This is a genomic window from Actinoallomurus acaciae (assembly GCF_042429965.1).
In the GTDB taxonomy this organism is placed as follows: domain Bacteria; phylum Actinomycetota; class Actinomycetes; order Streptosporangiales; family Streptosporangiaceae; genus Actinoallomurus; species Actinoallomurus acaciae.
In genome coordinates this window covers 1-17,015 of record NZ_JBHLZP010000140.1, presented here as the reverse complement: position 1 = coordinate 17,015, position 17,015 = coordinate 1, and the positions used below count along the sequence as shown (strand labels likewise).

Annotated in this window: 17 protein-coding genes; 10 read left to right on the top strand and 7 right to left on the bottom strand. The window is 71.0% G+C overall.

Going from position 1 to position 17,015, the window contains the following annotated elements:
- Window positions 1-603 (bottom strand): LacI family DNA-binding transcriptional regulator (locus tag ACFFNX_RS20045; RefSeq protein ID WP_378204151.1); only part of this gene is annotated, 603 nt, incomplete at its 3' end.
- A 101-nt stretch (window positions 604-704) separates the two neighbouring features.
- Here ACFFNX_RS20045 and ACFFNX_RS20040 point away from each other — a divergent pair.
- Complete coding sequence (locus ACFFNX_RS20040; protein WP_378204148.1) at window positions 705-2,075, top strand: MFS transporter; 1,371 nt, start codon at window positions 705-707, stop codon at window positions 2,073-2,075.
- Window positions 2,076-2,157: 82 nt separating this feature from the next.
- Here ACFFNX_RS20040 and ACFFNX_RS20035 read toward each other — a convergent pair whose 3' ends face one another.
- Window positions 2,158-3,024, bottom strand: coding sequence for an SDR family oxidoreductase (locus ACFFNX_RS20035; protein WP_378204145.1), 867 nt, complete (start codon window positions 3,022-3,024; stop codon window positions 2,158-2,160).
- 98 nt (window positions 3,025-3,122) lie between these two features.
- Between ACFFNX_RS20035 and ACFFNX_RS20030 the strand changes: the two genes are divergently transcribed.
- Window positions 3,123-3,848, top strand: a complete 726-nt coding sequence (locus ACFFNX_RS20030; RefSeq protein ID WP_378204142.1) for a TetR/AcrR family transcriptional regulator — start codon at window positions 3,123-3,125, stop codon at window positions 3,846-3,848.
- 7 nt (window positions 3,849-3,855) lie between these two features.
- Here ACFFNX_RS20030 and ACFFNX_RS20025 read toward each other — a convergent pair whose 3' ends face one another.
- Window positions 3,856-4,494 (bottom strand): hypothetical protein, encoded by a 639-nt coding sequence (locus ACFFNX_RS20025; RefSeq protein WP_378204139.1) that lies wholly within the window; start codon window positions 4,492-4,494, stop codon window positions 3,856-3,858.
- A 123-nt stretch (window positions 4,495-4,617) separates the two neighbouring features.
- Here ACFFNX_RS20025 and ACFFNX_RS20020 point away from each other — a divergent pair, with 123 nt between their 5' ends.
- Window positions 4,618-5,115: a hypothetical protein gene (locus ACFFNX_RS20020; RefSeq protein ID WP_378204136.1), complete on the top strand. Its 498-nt coding sequence runs from the start codon at window positions 4,618-4,620 to the stop codon at window positions 5,113-5,115.
- Window positions 5,116-5,120: 5 nt separating this feature from the next.
- Here the strand turns inward: ACFFNX_RS20020 and ACFFNX_RS20015 are convergent, their stop codons facing one another.
- Window positions 5,121-6,035, bottom strand: coding sequence for a LysR family transcriptional regulator (locus ACFFNX_RS20015; RefSeq protein WP_378204133.1), 915 nt, complete (start codon window positions 6,033-6,035; stop codon window positions 5,121-5,123).
- A gap of 278 nt (window positions 6,036-6,313) precedes the next feature.
- Between ACFFNX_RS20015 and ACFFNX_RS20010 the strand changes: the two genes are divergently transcribed.
- Window positions 6,314-7,528, top strand: a complete 1,215-nt coding sequence (locus tag ACFFNX_RS20010; RefSeq protein WP_378204130.1) for a YbfB/YjiJ family MFS transporter — start codon at window positions 6,314-6,316, stop codon at window positions 7,526-7,528.
- Entirely contained in the window at window positions 7,516-7,854 is a 339-nt protein-coding gene (locus tag ACFFNX_RS20005) for a hypothetical protein (RefSeq protein WP_378204127.1), read from the top strand. Before ACFFNX_RS20010 ends, ACFFNX_RS20005 begins: the two co-directional genes overlap by 13 nt.
- A 285-nt stretch (window positions 7,855-8,139) precedes the next feature.
- Here the strand turns inward: ACFFNX_RS20005 and ACFFNX_RS20000 are convergent, their stop codons facing one another.
- Entirely contained in the window at window positions 8,140-8,832 is a 693-nt protein-coding gene (locus tag ACFFNX_RS20000; protein WP_378204124.1) for a TetR/AcrR family transcriptional regulator, read from the bottom strand.
- Window positions 8,833-8,938: 106 nt separating this feature from the next.
- On the opposite strand from ACFFNX_RS20000, the gene ACFFNX_RS19995 reads away from it, so the two are divergent.
- The gene (locus ACFFNX_RS19995; protein ID WP_378204122.1) at window positions 8,939-10,096 is read left to right on the top strand and encodes an FAD-dependent oxidoreductase; all 1,158 of its coding nucleotides are present in this window, start codon (window positions 8,939-8,941) and stop codon (window positions 10,094-10,096) included.
- On the opposite strand, the gene ACFFNX_RS19990 is transcribed toward ACFFNX_RS19995, so the two are convergent.
- Window positions 10,088-10,912, bottom strand: a complete 825-nt coding sequence (locus ACFFNX_RS19990) for a trypsin-like peptidase domain-containing protein (protein WP_378204119.1) — start codon at window positions 10,910-10,912, stop codon at window positions 10,088-10,090. The two genes, ACFFNX_RS19995 and ACFFNX_RS19990, sit on opposite strands and share 9 nt — an antisense overlap.
- Before the next feature lie 307 nt (window positions 10,913-11,219).
- Between ACFFNX_RS19990 and ACFFNX_RS19985 the strand changes: the two genes are divergently transcribed.
- The gene (locus ACFFNX_RS19985) at window positions 11,220-11,354 is read left to right on the top strand and encodes a DUF397 domain-containing protein (protein WP_378204116.1); all 135 of its coding nucleotides are present in this window, start codon (window positions 11,220-11,222) and stop codon (window positions 11,352-11,354) included.
- An 18-nt stretch (window positions 11,355-11,372) separates the two neighbouring features.
- Here ACFFNX_RS19985 and ACFFNX_RS19980 read toward each other — a convergent pair whose 3' ends face one another.
- The gene (locus ACFFNX_RS19980) at window positions 11,373-12,593 is read right to left on the bottom strand and encodes a hypothetical protein (RefSeq protein ID WP_378204113.1); all 1,221 of its coding nucleotides are present in this window, start codon (window positions 12,591-12,593) and stop codon (window positions 11,373-11,375) included.
- Window positions 12,594-13,503: 910 nt separating this feature from the next.
- Between ACFFNX_RS19980 and ACFFNX_RS19975 the strand changes: the two genes are divergently transcribed.
- The 3 genes from ACFFNX_RS19975 to ACFFNX_RS19965 form a co-directional block, all read left to right on the top strand.
- Window positions 13,504-15,366, top strand: a complete 1,863-nt coding sequence (locus tag ACFFNX_RS19975; protein ID WP_378204110.1) for a cutinase family protein — start codon at window positions 13,504-13,506, stop codon at window positions 15,364-15,366.
- A 135-nt stretch (window positions 15,367-15,501) separates the two neighbouring features.
- A complete protein-coding gene (locus ACFFNX_RS19970; RefSeq protein WP_378204107.1) occupies window positions 15,502-16,176 on the top strand; it encodes a TetR/AcrR family transcriptional regulator in 675 nt (224 codons plus the stop codon).
- Window positions 16,176-17,015, top strand: an 840-nt coding sequence (locus tag ACFFNX_RS19965; protein WP_378204104.1) for an AfsR/SARP family transcriptional regulator, incomplete at its 3' end; no start/stop codon positions are given. The genes ACFFNX_RS19970 and ACFFNX_RS19965, both read left to right, overlap by 1 nt.

Here is a 17,015-nt window from a genome sequence, read left to right as displayed (position 1 = left end):
GGGGTCGGGGCTGCGCCGCCGGGGCGCGGAGAGCAGGGCCAGCCGGCGGTGGCCCAGGTCGGCGAGATGGTTCACGGCCTGCTCGACGGCCGAGACACCGTCGACGTGGGTGCGGAGGACGGGGAGCGCGCGCCCGAGCCGCGCCGCGTTGAGCAGGACCGTCGGACGGCCGGTGGTGTGGTGCCACTCGCCGGCCGCGCGCGAACCGCCGACCGGTGCCAGCGCCAGCCCGTCGACGCCCCGGGCGATGAACGTCCGCATGAGTTCGGTCTCGCGCCGCAGGTCGTAGTGCGAGGACGCGGTGATCAGCGCGTATCCGCTCCCGGCGCACACCGCCTCGAAACCCTCGATGACGTCGAGGAAGAACGGGTTGGCCAGGTTGCGGATGAGCAGGCCGATCGTCTGCGACCGGCGGGTGCGCAGCGCCACCGCCGAGGTGTTGGGCCGGTAGCCGAGGTCGGCGGCCGTCTGCCGTACCCGGGCGCGCAGATCGTCGCTCACGCCGGACCGGTCGTTCAGGGCCAGGCTCACCGCCGACACCGAGATGCCGAGGGCGCGGGCGACGTCGTGCTGTGTCGGTGCGTTGCCGCCGGGACCTGCCACGAGCACAACAGTAACCGGTGTCTGGACGGTGACGGACCGAGCTGCTAGAACGTTTGAGTACCCAGCAGCACCCGCCCGCTCGCAGCTGAACGGGAGTTCGCGTGACCACGACCGGCTTCTCCGTCCTGGACTCCGAGGAACTGCGCGGTTTCCACCGCAAGGTGACGGCACTGTCCGTCGCGGGCATGTTCCTCGACGGCTATGACCTCGCGGTGATCGCGGTCGCGCTCCCCGTCCTCACCAAGCAGTGGTCGATCCCGTCGTCGATGACCGGGCCGCTCGCCGCCTCGGCCGTGTTCGGCATGCTGGTCGGTGCGCTCGTGCTCGGCCGCCTCACCGACCGGCTCGGCCGCAAGAAGATGTACCTGGTCGACCTCATCTGCTTCTTCGTCTTCGCGGTGCTCACCGCGGTCAGTCAGAACTACTGGGAGCTCTTCGTCTTCCGGTTCCTGCTCGGCCTGGGGCTCGGCGCCGACTACTCGATCTCCTCCACGCTGCTGGCCGAGTTCGCGCCCGCTCGGCGGCGCGGGATGCTGATGTGCGGGCTCGGCGCCACCTGGTTCGCCGGCTCCGCGACCGCGTACCTCGCCGGGCTGGCGTTCGCGCCGCTCGGCGCGAGCTCGTGGCGCTGGATGCTCCTGCTGGGCGGGCTCTTCGCGGCCGTCGTCATCTACCTGCGCAGCAAGGTCCCCGAGTCGCCGCGGTGGCTGCAGTCCAAGGGCCGCAGCGCCGAGGCGGCCGCCGTGCTCTCCGACCTGTCGGGCCGGCCGGTCGCGGAGGTGGAGGCGCGTCCCGTGCAGGCGCCGTTCAGCCGGCTGCTGACCGGGCGGATGCTGCGCCTGACGCTCTTCTGCTGCGGGTTCTGGTTCATGTACACGCTCACCTACTACGGCATCACGATCTACACGCCGACCATCCTCGGGCAGCTCGCCTCGACGCCGACCGAGGCCAGTATCGGGTCGTGCGTGGTCGGCCTGCTCGGTGTCGCCGGAGCGACCGTCGGCGTGGCCGTCGTCGACCGCGTCGGCCGGCGGCCACTGATCATCGTCTCCTTCATCGGGCTGGTCGTCGCGCTCGCCGTCCTCGCGCTGATCCCGTCACCGCCGCTGACGGTCGTGGTGATGCTCTTCGCGCTCGCCGTGCTGTGCGCGAACGCCGGGCCGGGCATCCTCGACTTCGTCTACCCGACCGAGCTCTTCCCGACCTCGCTGCGCGCGAGCGGCACCGGCCTGGCCGCGGCCACGAGCCGGGTCGGCGGCATCATCGGCACACTGGTCTTCCCCGACATGGTCGCCGCGTGGGGCATCTCCGACGCGCTGTGGCTCTTCGTCGCGGCGGGCGTGCTCGGCGTGCTGATCTGCGTGCTGTCCGCACCCGAGACCAAGGGCGAGACCCTGGAGGCGCTGAACCGGCGGCTGGTCGGCGACGCCGAGCTGCGCGAGCTGAACGAGGCCGCGGCACCGGCCGCCTGATCGTGCTCGCCCGGCCGCCCGCGTTTTCCGCACCGCCTCGACGAGGCCGCGCTGAAAGGCCGACCACCCGCAGGCCGGCGTCTCACCTCGCCGGTGACACGGCCGTGGCGAGGAATTGTCCGAACGACACCGGCGGCCGGCCGATGAGGCGGGCGAGGGTCGGGTCGACCTCGGCGAACTCGCCCTTTCGGCTCGCGGCGAAGATGCCCAGCAGCAGGTCGGCCGCCGGCTCGGGAAGGCCGTGCGCGAGGAGTCCGGCTCGGTACGCCTCGTCGGACACGACGCTCCGGCGGATCGTCCGGCCCGTCAGCTCTGAGGCGATCTCCGCCATCCTGGTCATGTCGATCGCCTCGGAGCCGGTGAGGGCGGGGGTCAGGCCGTCGAGTCCACCGTCACCGGTCAGCGCCAGCGCGGTGACCTCGGCGAGGTCGGCGTGGGCGGTCCAGGACACCGGGCCGTCCTCCGGCACGGCCAGTTCGCCCGTTCGGAGCGCGTCGTCGAGCAGCATGGCCCCGCTCGCCGCGTAGAAGCCGTTGCGCAGGGAGGTGAAGGGCACGCCCGAGTCCCGCAACGCGGTTTCGGTGGCGGCGTGGTCGACCATCGGCGCGAAGGGCGAGGCCGGGTTCGCGCCCATGTGGCTGGTGTAGATGATGCGGCCCGCCCCGGCCTCCTTGGCCGCGTCGATCGCCGTGCGGTGGTGGCGCACCGCCGCCTCACCCGAGGTGCCGGTGGACACGATGAGGACACGTGACGCCCCCTCGAAGGCGTGGGCCAGGCTCGCGGGGTCCTCGAAGTCGCCCCGGCGTACGCGGACACCGCGTGCCGTGAGCTCCGGCACCTTCTCCGGGTCGCGGACGCTCACGCCGATCCGCTCGGCGGGGACGCGTTCGAGCAGCCGCCGCACGGTCGCCTTGCCCAGCTGACCGCTGGCGCCGGTGAGGATGATCATGTCGGCCTCCAGTCATGGCGGCGCTTTATCGCCGCTAACGCTGCGACGTTAGCACCGATATCGACAAGGCGCTAACGTCATGCTGTTAGCATCGATTCATGGACGATGCCGGTTTCGCCGCCCCGGCCGGTACGCGGGAGGACACGCGGATGCGGATCCTCGCCGCGGCGGCCGACCTTCTCGCGGAGGGCGGCCGGGAGGCGGTCTCGACGCGGGCCGTCGGCGCCGCCGCCGGGGTCCAGGCCCCGACCATCTACCGCCTCTTCGGCGACAAACGCGGGCTCCTCGACGCGCTGGCGACCTACGGCATCACCACGTACCTGCGCCGCAAGACCGAACATGAACCCGGCGACGACCCGGTGGAGGACCTTCGTGCCGGGTGGGACCTGCACGTCGGCTTCGGCCTGGCCAACCCCGAGCTCTACGCGCTGATGTACGGCGACCCCCGCCACGGTTCCGCGTCACCGGCGGCCGCCGCCGCGTTCGAGATCCTCGCCGAGCACATCGGCAGGATCGCCCGGGCGGGCCGCCTGAAGGTCGGCGAGGAGCGCGCGGCGCAACTCGTCCACGCCGCCGGGAGCGGTACGACGCTCACCCTCATCGCCCTCCCGGAACAAGCCCGTGACCCGCGGCTGTCCCACCTGGCCCGGGAGGCGGTCATCGCCGCGATCACCACCGACGTGCCCGTTCCGGCCCCGACGGGACCGGTCGGCGCCGCCGTCGCCCTCCGCGCCGTCCTGCCGGAGACGAACGCCCTGACGGAAGGTGAGCGGATCCTGCTGCATGAGTGGCTCGACCGCATCGCCGCCGACGACGCCCCGTGAGTTCTGGTCAACACGCGGGCACCGGGGTCGTCCGGCCGGTGGCCAGGGAGAACTCCAGTCGTGTCGAGTCGTTGCGGGAGATGAGGACGGCGAGGCCGTTCTGACGCGTCCACCCCTGGGGCAGGAACAGGTACTGGTCGCCGGATCGCCGGAGGAGTTTCAGCCCGTCGTAGCGGTACGCGAACGCGGTCTGCGGCGTACCGCAGCGAGTCTCACGGACACCGGGTACGTGCAGGTTCAGGCTCTTCTCGCTGTAGAGGGTGACGTTCGGGGAGGTCGGCAGGGCTCCCGCCGCCGCGACACCCGGAATGAGACAGCGGATCATGTGGAGACGCGCGCCGAACGCGGAGTGGCCCCACAGCCCGAGCAGCACGGCCGCCCCAAGGATCGCCGTCGGTTCGAAGAGCCCGTCCACGCTGGTGATCAGATAGTCCGTCGTGCCAAGCCCGACCACCGTGTAGCTGACCCCGAAGTCGCCATAGAAGGTGTAGGAGAACGACCAGCCGAAGTAGTACAGCAGCGTGGTGAGCAGGGTCGTCGGCGCCACGATGGAGCCGATGGCCCGGCCGAGCACGCGGAGCCCGCTCAGGCGCGGGTCGGCTTCGCCGTCCGCCGGGGCCACCTGTTCCCGAGTCTCGGCGGTCATGAAGGGGCGCTCGACGGCACCGGCGGGTTCACCGGGGGCGAGGAGACCTCCACGGGCCCGTCCGGGTCCTCACCGTCGCCGACTCCCGGGCGGGACCGTCCGGGCTCGGTACGCTGGCCGGTCATGTACGAGATTGCCGGGATGGCCGGGTTTTTCGCCGCGCACGGTGTCTGGAGTGTCTCCGACGGGGCGACGCTGATTCCCCTGCTCGGCCACGAGCAGGTGGACGGCGGTCAGGGCATGGATCGCCTCATGTTCGACGATATCGCCGACGCCGCGAGAGCCGGTCGGGAAGCGTTGGAGGCAGGGCGCGACGGCTGGGTTCGCGCCGTGCTCGTCGCCGACGCCTACCTTCACCTCGACACGGGAAAGGTCGATGCGTTGGTCGTCGACGCCGTCGAATATCTTCCGGTACGGAGGTCATTGAAGATCGCCATCCCCTATCGGCCGCAGCCGGCCCCGCAGGGCTTCGCCGTTTACCGGCCCCAGTTCGTCGGCGCCACGGGCTTCGACGATCCGGACTACACGGCACTGGCCGATACGTTCTTCTCCGGAGTCGACTCCCACGAGCAGGCGGCGGCCGTGTGGAACGCGCATCTCCTCGACGAGTCCGCCGGGTGAGACGACTACCGCCGGTGGGGGTCGTCTTCGGGCAGCCAGGCGTCCGGGTCGTGGATGCCCAGGTCGCCCACGCCGTCGGTGAGTGCGTCGACGGTGGCCAGCACGGCGGTCCGGACCTCGTCGCGCCGCCAGACGAGGGACCAGGCCCAGTAGACCCGTGGTGCGACCAGCGGGCGTTCGACCAGGTCGGGCGGTAGCGCGGCGGTCTGGCTCTTGGGCGTGTTGACGATCGGGCGCGGGCTGCGGCGTACAAGGTCGAAGAAACCGGATCCGGTGATGCCGGAGTCGGGGATGCGCATCGCGTGGGCGCCGGTGTCGCGGACGAGCTGTTCGGCGTAGGCGTTCCACGAACGCCAGGTCGCGGTGTCGTCGGAGAACAGGACGGTCGTGTCCTGGACGCGGACGTCGCCGGGGCCGGTGCCGGTCGCGACCGCGTAGAGCCGGTCGGCGCCGATGAGCCGGGCGTTCAGCCCGTGCTGTTCGAGGTCGTCCGTGCACACCCGGCACACCGCGAGGTCCAGGCTGCCGGCGGAGACCCGGGCCGCCTGCGTGTGCGAGGGCGCGACCCAGGCGTCGATGTGCGGTCGGGCCACCACGGAGACACGGGCGACCAGATCCGCGGGGAGCCGGCTGACGTACCCGAGCCGAACCGGCTCGGAACCGGACATCCGTGCCGCGCGGCCGCGGACGTCGTCGGCCCGTTCCAGTACGGCGCGAATGTGCGGAAGCAGGGCCGCTCCGGCCGGAGTGAGGCTGACCGAGCGGCGGTCGCGGTCGAACAGCCGTACGCCGAGGTCGCGTTCGAGCGCCTTGATCTGCTGGGAGAGGGACGGACCGGCGATCAACAGGCGTTCGGCGGCGCGGCCGAAGTTGAGCTCTTCGGCGACCGCGACGAAGTATCGCAGTTGACGAAGCTCCATTTCCGTCATGGTACGGCGCTGGGAGGCCGCGCCTACCAGCAGGGAGGAATCCCGTCGTGGCGCCGCCGCCGGTGAACCCCGCATCGTGAGGGGCATGGGAAACGCGTCAGCACGCCACGGCCGCTTGTCACCGGGCCGAAGGAAGACCGTGACCAGGCGTGCCGCGTCACACCCTGCGGTCGAGGGCCGGCAGACGGCCCTGTCCTGACCGTACGCGCCCCCACGGCTTCCCGCCGGAGGCGTGAGCCCCCATCGCCCGCATCGCCGAGGAACCCCCCATGTGCTCCGCATCGCTGCAAAAGCGCGGCGTCCCCCACGCCGGCGCGGCCCTCTCGTCCCGGGCCCACATCGTCCACAGCGCCGCCGCGCTCGCGGCGGGCATGGGCGTCGGCCGGTTCGTCTACACCCCGATCCTTCCCCTGATGACCGCTCAGGCCGGCTTGTCGGCCGGGACCGGTGCGAGCCTGGCGACCGCCAACTACGCCGGCTACCTGGCCGGCGCCCTCGGCGGCATCCTCCTGCCACGGCTGGTGCGCTCCCCGGCCGTCCTGCGCTGCTCGCTCCTGGTCCTCGTCGTGACCCTCGCCGCGATGCCGTTGACGCACGCGACCGGGTTGTGGCTGGCGCTTCGGCTGTCCGCGGGCGTGACCAGCGCGTTGATCTTCGTCATCGCCGTCGGCTCCGTCCTGGAGCACCTGCGCGGCCACCCGGTCCACCGGCCGGGCTGGGCCTTCGGCGGTATCGGCGCCGGCATCGTGCTGTCGGGGTCGCTGGTGCTGATCCTGCGTTCCGTCGCGGACTGGCGCGTCGCGTGGTGGGCCGCCGCCGGGCTGGTCGTCCTGCTCGCCGTCCCCTCGTGGAACCTGAGGACGGAACCGGAGCCCGAGCCGGTGAACTCCGGGCGGGACCGTACGGGAGGGCGGCGCGTCCGCCGCCGGTTCGTCGCCCTGTTCGTCTCTTACACGCTGGAAGGCGTCGGCTACATCATCGCGGGCACCTTCCTGGTCGCCGCGATCGAGCAGAGAGCCCCCGCCTGGATCGGGAGCGCGGCCTGGGTCGTGGTCGGCCTGGCGGCCGTACCGTCCGCCGCCCTGTGGTCATGGCCGCATCGGCGCTGGTCCCGCCCTGGTCTCCTGCTCGCCGCGCTCATCGTGCAGGCGGTCGGCGTCGCCCTGCCCGCACTGGCCGGGGGAGTGGCGGCGGCGCTGGTCTCGGCGGCCCTGTTCGGCGGCACGTTCGTCGGGGTCAGCACCCTCGCGCTCGCCACGGGAACCGACCTGCGGTTCCCGCGCTCGGTCGCGCTGCTGACCGCCGGTTACTCCGCCGGCCAGATCGCCGGGCCGCTGATCGTGACTCCGCTGCTCCAGCACGGCTACCGGGGCGCCCTCATCGTGGCAGCCGCCGTGGTCCTGGCCGCCGCCGTCGCGGCCGCGTTCCTCCGGATCGGCCTTTCACCGCCGCACGAGCGTTCGATCGGACCTTGGTCGGCCTGACGTGGGTGCCGGGTACGTGCTGCTGGACGTCGGTGGCGGCCGACTGCGCGATGAACCGCGAGCGGTCGCTCAGCGGTTCGAACGGTCACGGCCGAACTCACGCGCCGGGTGCGCGGCCGACCCCCGTACGGTGGCTGGACCTGTGCTGCGAGAGGGGACGCGCCCGGCTCGTGGCCGAACGGGTTCTGGCGGAACGCGTCCAGATCGTCGGGTTCGACCTGGCGGACTCGTTCTCTCCGGCGTTGCGCCTGACCGAGTGGGTTCCCGACGGCCGGTTCGACCTGATCACGCGTTTGCACGGGCCGCAGTACGGCTGGGCACGCTGACACGCGTCGCCTCCCGGCTCGTCGAGGGCGGGTACTTCGCCGCCCGCCCGGTCCGCCGCGCGGACGAGGCACCGTCGGGTCGCCCGCTCAGGGGTTCGCCTACGACGCCGTCGGATCGCACGGCGCGGAGGCGGGCGGGTCCGGCTCTCGTACCGCGATCTCGGCGCCGACGACCAGGCCGGCCCGAACCACACCGGCCGGCCCGCCATCGATTCGTTCTACGAACCGCTCGGCGGCTGACCGAATGCCCGTATCAGGCGGCGAGCGAAGACTCTGAGGCCGGGTTCAGTCGTCCTCGCCCTGACCGTGGACCGTCTCGATGCCGGCGAGGAAGAGGTCGATGCCGGCCAGGAACTGGCGGCGGTCGTCGTGCTCGCCCAGCCGCGCCGCGGCCTTGTGCAGGCGCGGGTACCTGGCGGGGTCGAGCCGCGCCCACTGTGCGGCGACGGCCGCGAGGGCGGCCGTCCGGTCCACCCCCTTGTCGGCGCGGACCCGGGCGTTCGCGGCGTTCTGGCCGGCGACGCCGAGGATGTAGTTCATGAGCGCGCCCGCCGAGTCGAACAGCGCCTGCTCGGGAATGTGGAGCGCCTGGAGTTGCTCGCCGATGCTCTCGTAGATCTCCAGCAGTGCGGGCTGCCACGGCCCCTGGCTGAGCTGAGCGCCGATCCAGGGGTGAGCGTTGATCGCGTCGAACAGGCTCAGCGCGAGCGCACGCAGCGTCTCCCGTGGCTCCGCGTCCGTGGCCACGTCCGTCATGGCGCGGGCGATGACGTCGTCGGCGGCCGCCGCGAGCAGGTCGCCCTTGTTCGCGACGTGGTGGTAGAGCGCCCCGTACCCGGTGCTCAGGCGACCGGTGAGCGCGCGCAGGGTCAGTGCGTCCTCGCCGTCGGCGTCGAGGATCTGCGTCGCGGTCTCGACGATCAACTCCCTGGACAGGGCGTCGGTGCGCCGCGGGGTCCGCCGGGCCTTGGTCGCCATGAGCCCCAGTCTCGCACGAGCCGCCGGCCCACCCGTTTGGATTGTCGATCCAACGCGGTGGTAGCCTGTTGGATCGTCAATCCAATCGAATGGGGAGAGCGAGATCATGGCAACGTCGGTCACGGTCATCGGCGCCGGTCTCGGCGGTCTGGTGCTGGCCCGGGTCCTGTACGTCCACGGCATCCCGGTCACGGTCTACGAGGCGGAGCCCTCACCGGCCGCGCGTGCCCAGGGCGGGCTACTCGACATCCACCCCTGGAACGGGCAGCCGGCGCTTGAGGCGGCCGGCCTGATCGAGGAGTTCCGCGGTCTCGTCCTGCCGGGCCGCGAGTCCTACCGGGTTCTCGACCGGGAGGGGACCGTGTGGCTCGACCTCCCCGATGAGGGAACCGGCGACCGACCCGAGGTGCAGCGCGGCGACCTGCGCCGGCTCCTGCTCGACTCGCTCCCGGTCGGCACCGTGCGATGGGGACACAAGGTCGTCGGCGTGCGGGCCCTCGGCGACGGTCGCCACGAGGTCGCCTTCGCGGACGGCGCCGCCGTCGCCACGAGCCTGCTGGTCGGCGCGGACGGCGCGTGGTCGCGGGTCCGTCCGCTGCTGTCCGGCGCCACCCCCGAGTACGCCGGCGTCTCGACGGTCGAGACCTTCCTGTTCGACGGCGACACCCGCCACCCCGCGGCGGCGGAGTTGGTGGGCGGCGGGTCACTGATGGCGCTCGCGCCCGGCAGGGGGATCCAGGCTCACCGGGAGAGCGGCGGGACCCTCCACGTGTACGGCCAGCTCCTCAAGCCGGAGGGCTGGCTCGCCGGTATCGACTTCGCCGATCGCGCGGCCGCGGCGGCGCGGGTCGTCGAGGAGTTCGGCGGCTGGGCGCCCGAGCTCACCGCCCTGATCACCGGCGGCGACACTCCGCTGGTCCCGCGCCCCATCTACACCCTGCCCGGCGAGCACCGCTGGGACCGGGTGCCGGGGGTGACCCTGCTCGGCGACGCCGCCCACCTCGCGCCCCCGAACGGCGAAGGCGCCAACGTGGCGATGTACGACGGCGCCGAACTCGGCCGGGCCGTCGCCGCGCACCCCGGCGATGTCGAGACCGCGCTCGCCGAGTACGAGGAGGCCCTGTTCCCGCGCGCCGCCGCCGCGGCCGCGGAAGGGGCCGACTTCCGGCTGATGTTCGCCGCCGATGCGCCCCACGGCGTGATCGCCATGTGGACCGGATCAGATCACGGCTCGACTTCGGAGAGCCGCGACGGGTCAGGCTGAGCAGCCTCCCGTGGAGACCGCGGAGACGGCGGTCCTGCCCGCGTCGGCCTGGGCGCCCAGCTCCGATGCGGCGAGTGCGTAACTGTCCCGCGAGTCCATGAGGTCGGCGGCGAAGACCATCCCGGACACCGTGCCGTCCGTCGCGACAAGCGGCCCTCCGCTCATCCCGAGGCCGATTCCCCCGTACAGCGTGAACACCTGGCGCGCGGTGATCCGCCGGTGGTAGATGTCCGGACCTCTTGTGAGGTTCATCCAGCGGAGCCTGGCCGGTGTCTCCGTGAGGCCGCCGCTCCGTGCGTATCCGATGATGACCCCGGCGTCGCCGACGTGGGACTTCTGCCGGAAGGGCAGCGCACGCGCCGTCAATCCGGGAACTCGAAGAACGGCCAGATCCCGTCCGGGGTCGAATATCACCACGGTCGCCTTGAAGGACCGTCCCTGCCAGTCGTCAACGGTCGGTGAGCCTCGCACACCTGCCACGACATGCGCGGGTGTCATGACGCGGTTCGCGGCGTACACGAATCCGCTGCCTCGGAGCCGCCGACCGCACGAGCGCGCCGTTCCGGTCACCCGCACGACACTCGCGACGGCCGCGGCGATGAGGGGCGAGGCCGTCACGGCGCCGTCCGGTGGCCCGGCCACCGCCGACGAACGCGAGGCCGCGGCGCCTGACGTGCGGTGCCCTCCGGTCCCCGGCGCCCACCATACGAGGGCCACGACCACGAGCGCGGCGAGCACCACTGCCCCGATGGCGAACAGGAACCGGTTTCGTGGGCCTGCGGGAGGCGAGGGTGGGGATACCACCTCATCGATCACGCCCCGACTTTAGGGCTCCGAAGTGTCGAGAGGATTACGACCGGCACGTGAAATCGTCTCGGCGGAGGGGGAAAGGGCGCCGATATCCACGCTGAGAACGTGAATGTGCCCACGCCTATGAAGCCCCGGCGATCCGTGCCCACGTCATCACCCTGAGGTCGTGGCGGGAGCGTGCCGCGCGACAGGGGAATCTAATTGGAAGTCCGCCGTCTGTCGCGAACTGCGCCATGAGGTATGGCTTGTTCCGAAGCCGTGCGTACTCTGTGGTGGAGACACGGCGTGTCATCCGGAAGGCTATGGAGCGCATATGAAGACTCCGGACCTGTCCACCGCCCATTGGCGTACGAGCGAATACAGCGGCGCTGAGGGAGGGCAGTGCGTTCAAGTGGCCACTGTGTCCGCACCCGATCCGTCAACTACGGAACCGTCTCGTTCCGTCTAGGTGGCAGGTCGCGCGCGGTCAGGGAGTGTGGGTCGGCGTGGTCTGGGGTGGGTTGTTCGCGCGGGTGGTCAGTTCGGTGACCAGTGACGTTGGGTCGAATGATTCCTGCTCGCTCAGGCTTGAGATCACGTGGTGCTCGTCCCAGTAGGCGATCTTGATGAAGGAACCGGGAATCGAGTTCCAGAAACGGTCGACCCGGGGGTCGGTCACGTTGCAGGAGCCGTGGACGGTCTTGCCCGGCGCGGCTAGTGGCAGCTTCGCGACACAGTCGCCGACCGCCTTCTCGCTGCCGCCGGACATCGACCTGCTGCCGTAGATCGTGACGCGCACACTCGCCCGTACGGATCGCTGTTCGTCCGACTCGTCGTGCCCGGTCACCTTGATGTGGCAGTTGCCGCTCCGGCAGTGCGTCGGCAGATCCACATTGTCCACGCTGAAGTCCGTCGAGAAACCGCCCTCCACGACCATCGTCTTCGGCAGTGCGCGGGCCTGGGCGGCCAGTTCCGTGTACGCCGCTCGGGCGTCCTGAACGCCGCCGGCCTGTACCGAGAAACTGGACTGTTTCACCGGAGGGTCGTAGTCGTCCTTCTCCCCGGGCAGGCTCACACCGGCGTAGCCGACGAGCGTATGCGGGGACGACGCCGATGCCCAGAACGTCCCTGCGGGGAAGGACGAAAGCGACTCATCAACGATGAAGCGCACCGCACCGGACGGGACGCTCGACGGATCGGGCAGGGGCACCACGGTCGGCGTCGGCGTGGGTGTCGCCGTCGGTGGCGCGGGTGTCCACGGCTTGCCCACAGCGTCCGTGGCGCCGCTCTTGAGCGCTTCGCCCAGCTTGTGCGGGGAGAGGTCACCGAGCGAGGCGCCCCAGATGCTGCCGCCTTCGTCCACCCACCGGCCGGCGTAGCGCGCGGCGTCGGCGGCCGAGGTGTCGCCGTGCCGCCAGTACGCCTTGCCGGCCTTGAGCAGCACCCGCGACCCGTCGACGACCACGACCTGCGCCGAGTCGCCCCCGTCGGTCACGGTGCCGATGGCGTCGCCGTTGCCCATGGCGCGCAGGTCGAGCGTCAGTGACTGGTCGTAGGCGTTCCAGGAACCGGTCCAGTGCAGCAGCGGCGCCGAGGCGACGGCCGTGGCGACGTCCGCCATCGTCAGCGGCCGTGGCGGCTTCTTCGTCCCGCCCGAACAGCCCGCGACCAGCACGCCCAGAGTCGCCAGGGCCACTGCGGCCCGCACGCGCTTTCCGCGGCCGGTGCGGCCACCTGTATTCATCTCCCCAGCCTTCCGCCAAGACCTGACCAGGTCATCGCGGCGAAAGCCTAGTGTCCGGCGTCTGGAATTCGTTGCCGTATAAACCTCTGTGCGCTGATTGGCGAGGATCCGTGCACTAAATGGCGACATGCCGTGATTTCGCGAAGAAGGCGCGCAGGGTCGGTGTGACGGCGTCCATCCCGCCGAGCGCATGGCAAGTCCGGCCGGGCGTACGGCGCTCGACCTGCGGCGGTATGCCGGATGAGGTGATCGCCGCGCGGTTGTGGTTCGGCGAGGCGACGGTGGTCGGACGCGCTCTGCGGCTGAGGTCAGGACGACTGCCGTGTGGCGGTCCGCGGCGCGACAGCACGGCTTACGCCTCGCGCGCCGGGCGTCTCGAACACCTTCGGCGATCAGGATTGCGTGGACGTCGTGGGCCCGCCGTATCGGTCACGACCGTACGCGCGTAGGCGTCTGGTCGGGCCGCCGGAGGAGTACGCCTTCGGCGCGAGGGGGAGTCGCGAACCGGCCGTCGTCGGTGAGGTCGATCCGCAGGGAACGGGCGGCAGTGCGCGGTCGACGTCCTTGTGCTCCAGCACCCGCGACCCGCGACCGCGAAGCGCCCTGTCGAATGCGCGCCGATCGATCAGCTCATCCCGTACGGAGGTGGCCGCTGCCCACGGGAATGCATCCATAACGCCATGCCAGGAGAATTAATGAATCGCGTCCGCAGGTAATTGTTGTGTCATCGGGATTTCAACGGGCCTGACTAACTTCGCAGCGACTCCCCTCCTTTGCAACCTTCCGGCGCGTCCGCCATGCCCCTCCCCGAGGCGCGCCCAAAATCCCCCGAACAGCAAGGAAGGAAATGCATTCCATGGTAAACGCGAGAAGAATGGGAAAACGGCGCGTACGAAGGCTGGGACTGGCCGCGCTGGCCGTTACGGCGGCCGGCGCGACCGTGGCCGCCACCACCCTCACCCCGCAGAGCCCGGCCCGCGCCGACTCTGAGGTCACCTGCAGCCCGGTGAAGGTGGTCTCGGTACCCGGGACCTGGGAGACAACCCCCTCCGCGGATCCGAACGCCGCGACGGGCATGCTGAAGGGCGTCACGGACCGTCTCCAGCAGCGGTTCGGCTCGCGGGTCTCCACTTACACCGTGCCGTACGACGCCCAGGCCTTCACTCAGAACGAGACCTACGCCGACTCGGAGCAGGCGGGCCTCAAGGCCGCCCGGGCCGCGGTCGCCAGGATCTCTCAGTCGTGCCCCGGCACCAGGTTCGTCGGCGTCGGCTACAGCCAGGGCGCGGACATCGTCGGCGATCTCCTCGCCCAGGTCGGGAACGGCGGCGGCCCGGTCCCGGCCTCCGACCTCATCGCCGGCGGCAACCTGGCCGACCCGCAGAAGGGCACGGACGGCGAAGTCGTCCTGGGCAACGACCTGCCCGGCACTCAGGGACTTCTCGGCCCGCGCAAGGGTGGATACGACGCCCTGAACGGCAAGGTGGCCGAGGTCTGCCTCAAGGGCGACCTGTACTGCGCCTCGCCGAAGAGCAACCACCTGACACTGGCCCTCGGCGCCGTCCTGGGCAATGTGGGCCTGACCAACCTGCTCGCCGGCGCCAACGACGATCTCACCCGGTCGCCCGACCCGAGCAGGACCGACGACCCTGACAAGAAGGAAGACGGGAAGAACCCCGACCTCAGCCTGCTGCCCTCCGGCATCAAGAAACTCGCGGGCCAGGCGAAGCGCAAGGACACCAAGGGCGCGGCCAAGACCGCGACGAACCTCACCGCGGCCATCCAGCCCCTGCAGGCGCTGGCCAGGCTCGCGTCCAACCCCTTGCTGGTGAACGCGCTGCTGGCCGACCCGCAGACCCATGACGCCGGCCAGGTGCTGCAGACCCTCGGGCAGATCGACATGACCGGGCTCGCCGGCGACCTCGACCGGGCGAGCACCGCGGCGTCCGGCAAGGACCTGAACTCCCTGGTCTCGGTCGCCGCCGACGCCACCACCAAGATCGCGCCGCTGGCGGGTATGCCGGCGGGCCAGGTGGCGCAGATCACGACGATCCTCCTGGCGCTCCAGCCGATGCATCTGCTGGGGCAGGCCAACAACATCCTCAAGCTCACGAAGATCGACTTCGCCGGCATCACCAAGGCCGCCAGGGCTCTCCCCGAGCAGATGAAGAAGGGTGACGTCAAGGGCACCTACCGCTCGGTGAACGCCATCGAGGACCGGCTCATGCCGCTGGCCCAGGTCGCCGACGACATCGACTTCAAGGCGATCGGAGCGGCGCTGGAACTGGTGCCCGACCAGAACGCCCAGACGGTCGGGCGGGCGCTCATCGTCCTCGACCGGGTCGACTGGCTTCGGATCGTCCGAGACCTGCGCAAGATGCAGACAGCTCTGGAGAGGTTCGACCCCGGGCATCCGCCGGTCATCGACCAGAAGCATCCGGTGAAGTCGCTGAACAACGTCTTCGGCGTCAACGTGTACGGAATGCTTCCGGAGGTCCTCGACCTGGGGGAGCACGGTCTGCAGGTGGCCGGGCTCAAGCTGCCGAACGGCACCCTCACGGACCTGGTGAAGGACGATCTCACCCCCCAGAACGTGGTGAGTGAAAGCGTCCAGGCCGCGGTCTTCTACGGCTCCGGGGTCCACACGGCGTACGGCACGTCCTCCGTCGACGGCACGGGCAGGCCCGCCACGGAGACGCTCGCGGACTGGCTGGGCGAGCGCATCGCGGCCTCCTGATGACATGTGGCCGGTGCTCGCTCACGGGAGTACTGGCCGGTACGGCCCGCGGGCCGGTGCTCCCCGCCGAGCACCGGCCTGCGCTTTTTTGCGGAACTCTATTGAACGAGCGGTCAATACTGCTAGTTTGCCGCCATGGTCAGGGTTCGCCTCGATACGGACCAGCGGCGCGAGCAGCTTCTGCGCGTCGGCGTCGGACTGCTCGGCACGCAGTCGGTGGAGACGCTGTCGGTCGGCACGGTCGCCCGTGCGGCCGGCGTCTCCAAGGGGTTGCTGTACCACTACTTCCATGACCGGGAGGAGTTCCTCGTGGCAGTGGTGCGGGCGGCGACGGAGGAGCTCGTCGCGGCCACGGAGCCGGACGTCTCCCTCCCGCCGTTGCGCCAGCTCGAGTGCGCCATCGACGGCCTCATCACCTACGCCGAGGAGCACGCCGTCGGTTACGTCGCGCTCGTCGAAGGGCGCATCGGCATCCCCGGTGTCGCCGAGGTGACCAAGGCCCAGCGCGAGCGGAGAGTCGAGAGCTTCGTCGAGCACATCGCGCGGATGAGCCCGGCGGACCCGGAGACCGTACACGGCTCGGCGGTGCTCAGGACCGCCATCGACGGGCAGCTCACCTTCCTCCACCAGTGCGTGCTGCGCTGGCTCGAACACCGGGACATGGATCGCGCGACGCTCCGGCGCTTCCTGGTGAACGCCTTCCTGATGGCGATGCTCGCGGCGAACTCCGTCGACCCGCGGCTCCGGTTCGACGTGCTGGGCGCCTCCCCTTCGTTCCAGGCGGTCGCCGCCGAGAGCGGGAGTGCGTGATGGGATCGCCCCTTCGGCAACTGCGGTTCACGGTGCTCGGTCCGGTACGGGCGTGGCTCGGCGACGTCCCGCTGGATCTCGGCCCGGTCCGCCAGCAGGCCCTGCTGGTCGCCCTGATGCTGCGGCCGGACGCGACGGTCAGCCGGCAGGAGCTGCTCGACGGGATCTGGGGTGCGGAGCCGCCCGGCACCGGCGGCAAGGTGATCCCGGTCTACGTGCACCGCCTGCGTGAGCGCCTGCGCGCCGCCGGCGCCGAGGACACCGTGATCAGCCGTGATCGGGGCGGATATCGCTTCGTCAGCGAGGGCGCCCGGGTGGACACGGCACGGCTGGAGGAGATCGCCGTCGAAGCCGCGTCGGCGCGGGACTCCGGCGATCTGCGGGCCGCGGTGAACACGTGGTCCAGGGCCCTGAAGCTGTTCCACGGTGAGCCGCTGAGCGGGCTGCCCGGACCGTTCGCGGAGGGGGAGCGGCTGCGGCTGACCGAGCGCAGGATCGCCCTGTTGCAGCACAAGCTCGAATGCCAGCTGCGCCTGGGCGGGTACGCGGAGGCGGTGAGCGAGCTGTCCGCGTTGACGGCGACGCACCCGCACAGTGAGGCGCTGGCCGGGCTGCTGATGCGCGCCATGTACGGAAGCGGCCGGCAGGCGGACGCGCTGTCGGTGTTCACCCAGCTGCGCCGCCGGCTGGTCGACGACCTGGCGGTCGAGCCGGGCGAGGAGCTGCGGCGGGTGCACCAGGCGGTGCTCCGCGGCGACGACACGTTCCTGCTCGGCGACGCCCCACGGCGTGCGCCCGCCGGGAGACCCGCCGCGGCGCCGCCTCCCCGGCCGGGACAC

Excerpts from the sequence above, each read along its gene's own strand:
- ACFFNX_RS20020 (WP_378204136.1), top strand. The coding sequence starts at position 4,618 with ATGTACGAGATTGCCGGGATGGCCGGGTTTTTCGCCGCGCACGGTGTC.
- ACFFNX_RS20015 (WP_378204133.1), bottom strand. The coding sequence starts at position 6,035 with ATGGAGCTTCGTCAACTGCGATACTTCGTCGCGGTCGCCGAAGAGCTC.
- ACFFNX_RS20035 (WP_378204145.1), bottom strand. The coding sequence starts at position 3,024 with ATGATCATCCTCACCGGCGCCAGCGGTCAGCTGGGCAAGGCGACCGTG.
- ACFFNX_RS20030 (WP_378204142.1), top strand. The coding sequence starts at position 3,123 with ATGGACGATGCCGGTTTCGCCGCCCCGGCCGGTACGCGGGAGGACACG.
- ACFFNX_RS20000 (WP_378204124.1), bottom strand. The coding sequence starts at position 8,832 with ATGGCGACCAAGGCCCGGCGGACCCCGCGGCGCACCGACGCCCTGTCC.
- ACFFNX_RS19970 (WP_378204107.1), top strand. The coding sequence starts at position 15,502 with ATGGTCAGGGTTCGCCTCGATACGGACCAGCGGCGCGAGCAGCTTCTG.
- ACFFNX_RS19975 (WP_378204110.1), top strand. The coding sequence starts at position 13,504 with ATGGGAAAACGGCGCGTACGAAGGCTGGGACTGGCCGCGCTGGCCGTT.
- ACFFNX_RS20025 (WP_378204139.1), bottom strand. The coding sequence starts at position 4,494 with ATGACCGCCGAGACTCGGGAACAGGTGGCCCCGGCGGACGGCGAAGCC.
- ACFFNX_RS19995 (WP_378204122.1), top strand. The coding sequence starts at position 8,939 with ATGGCAACGTCGGTCACGGTCATCGGCGCCGGTCTCGGCGGTCTGGTG.
- ACFFNX_RS19985 (WP_378204116.1), top strand. The coding sequence starts at position 11,220 with ATGAAGACTCCGGACCTGTCCACCGCCCATTGGCGTACGAGCGAATAC.
- ACFFNX_RS20010 (WP_378204130.1), top strand. The coding sequence starts at position 6,314 with ATGTGCTCCGCATCGCTGCAAAAGCGCGGCGTCCCCCACGCCGGCGCG.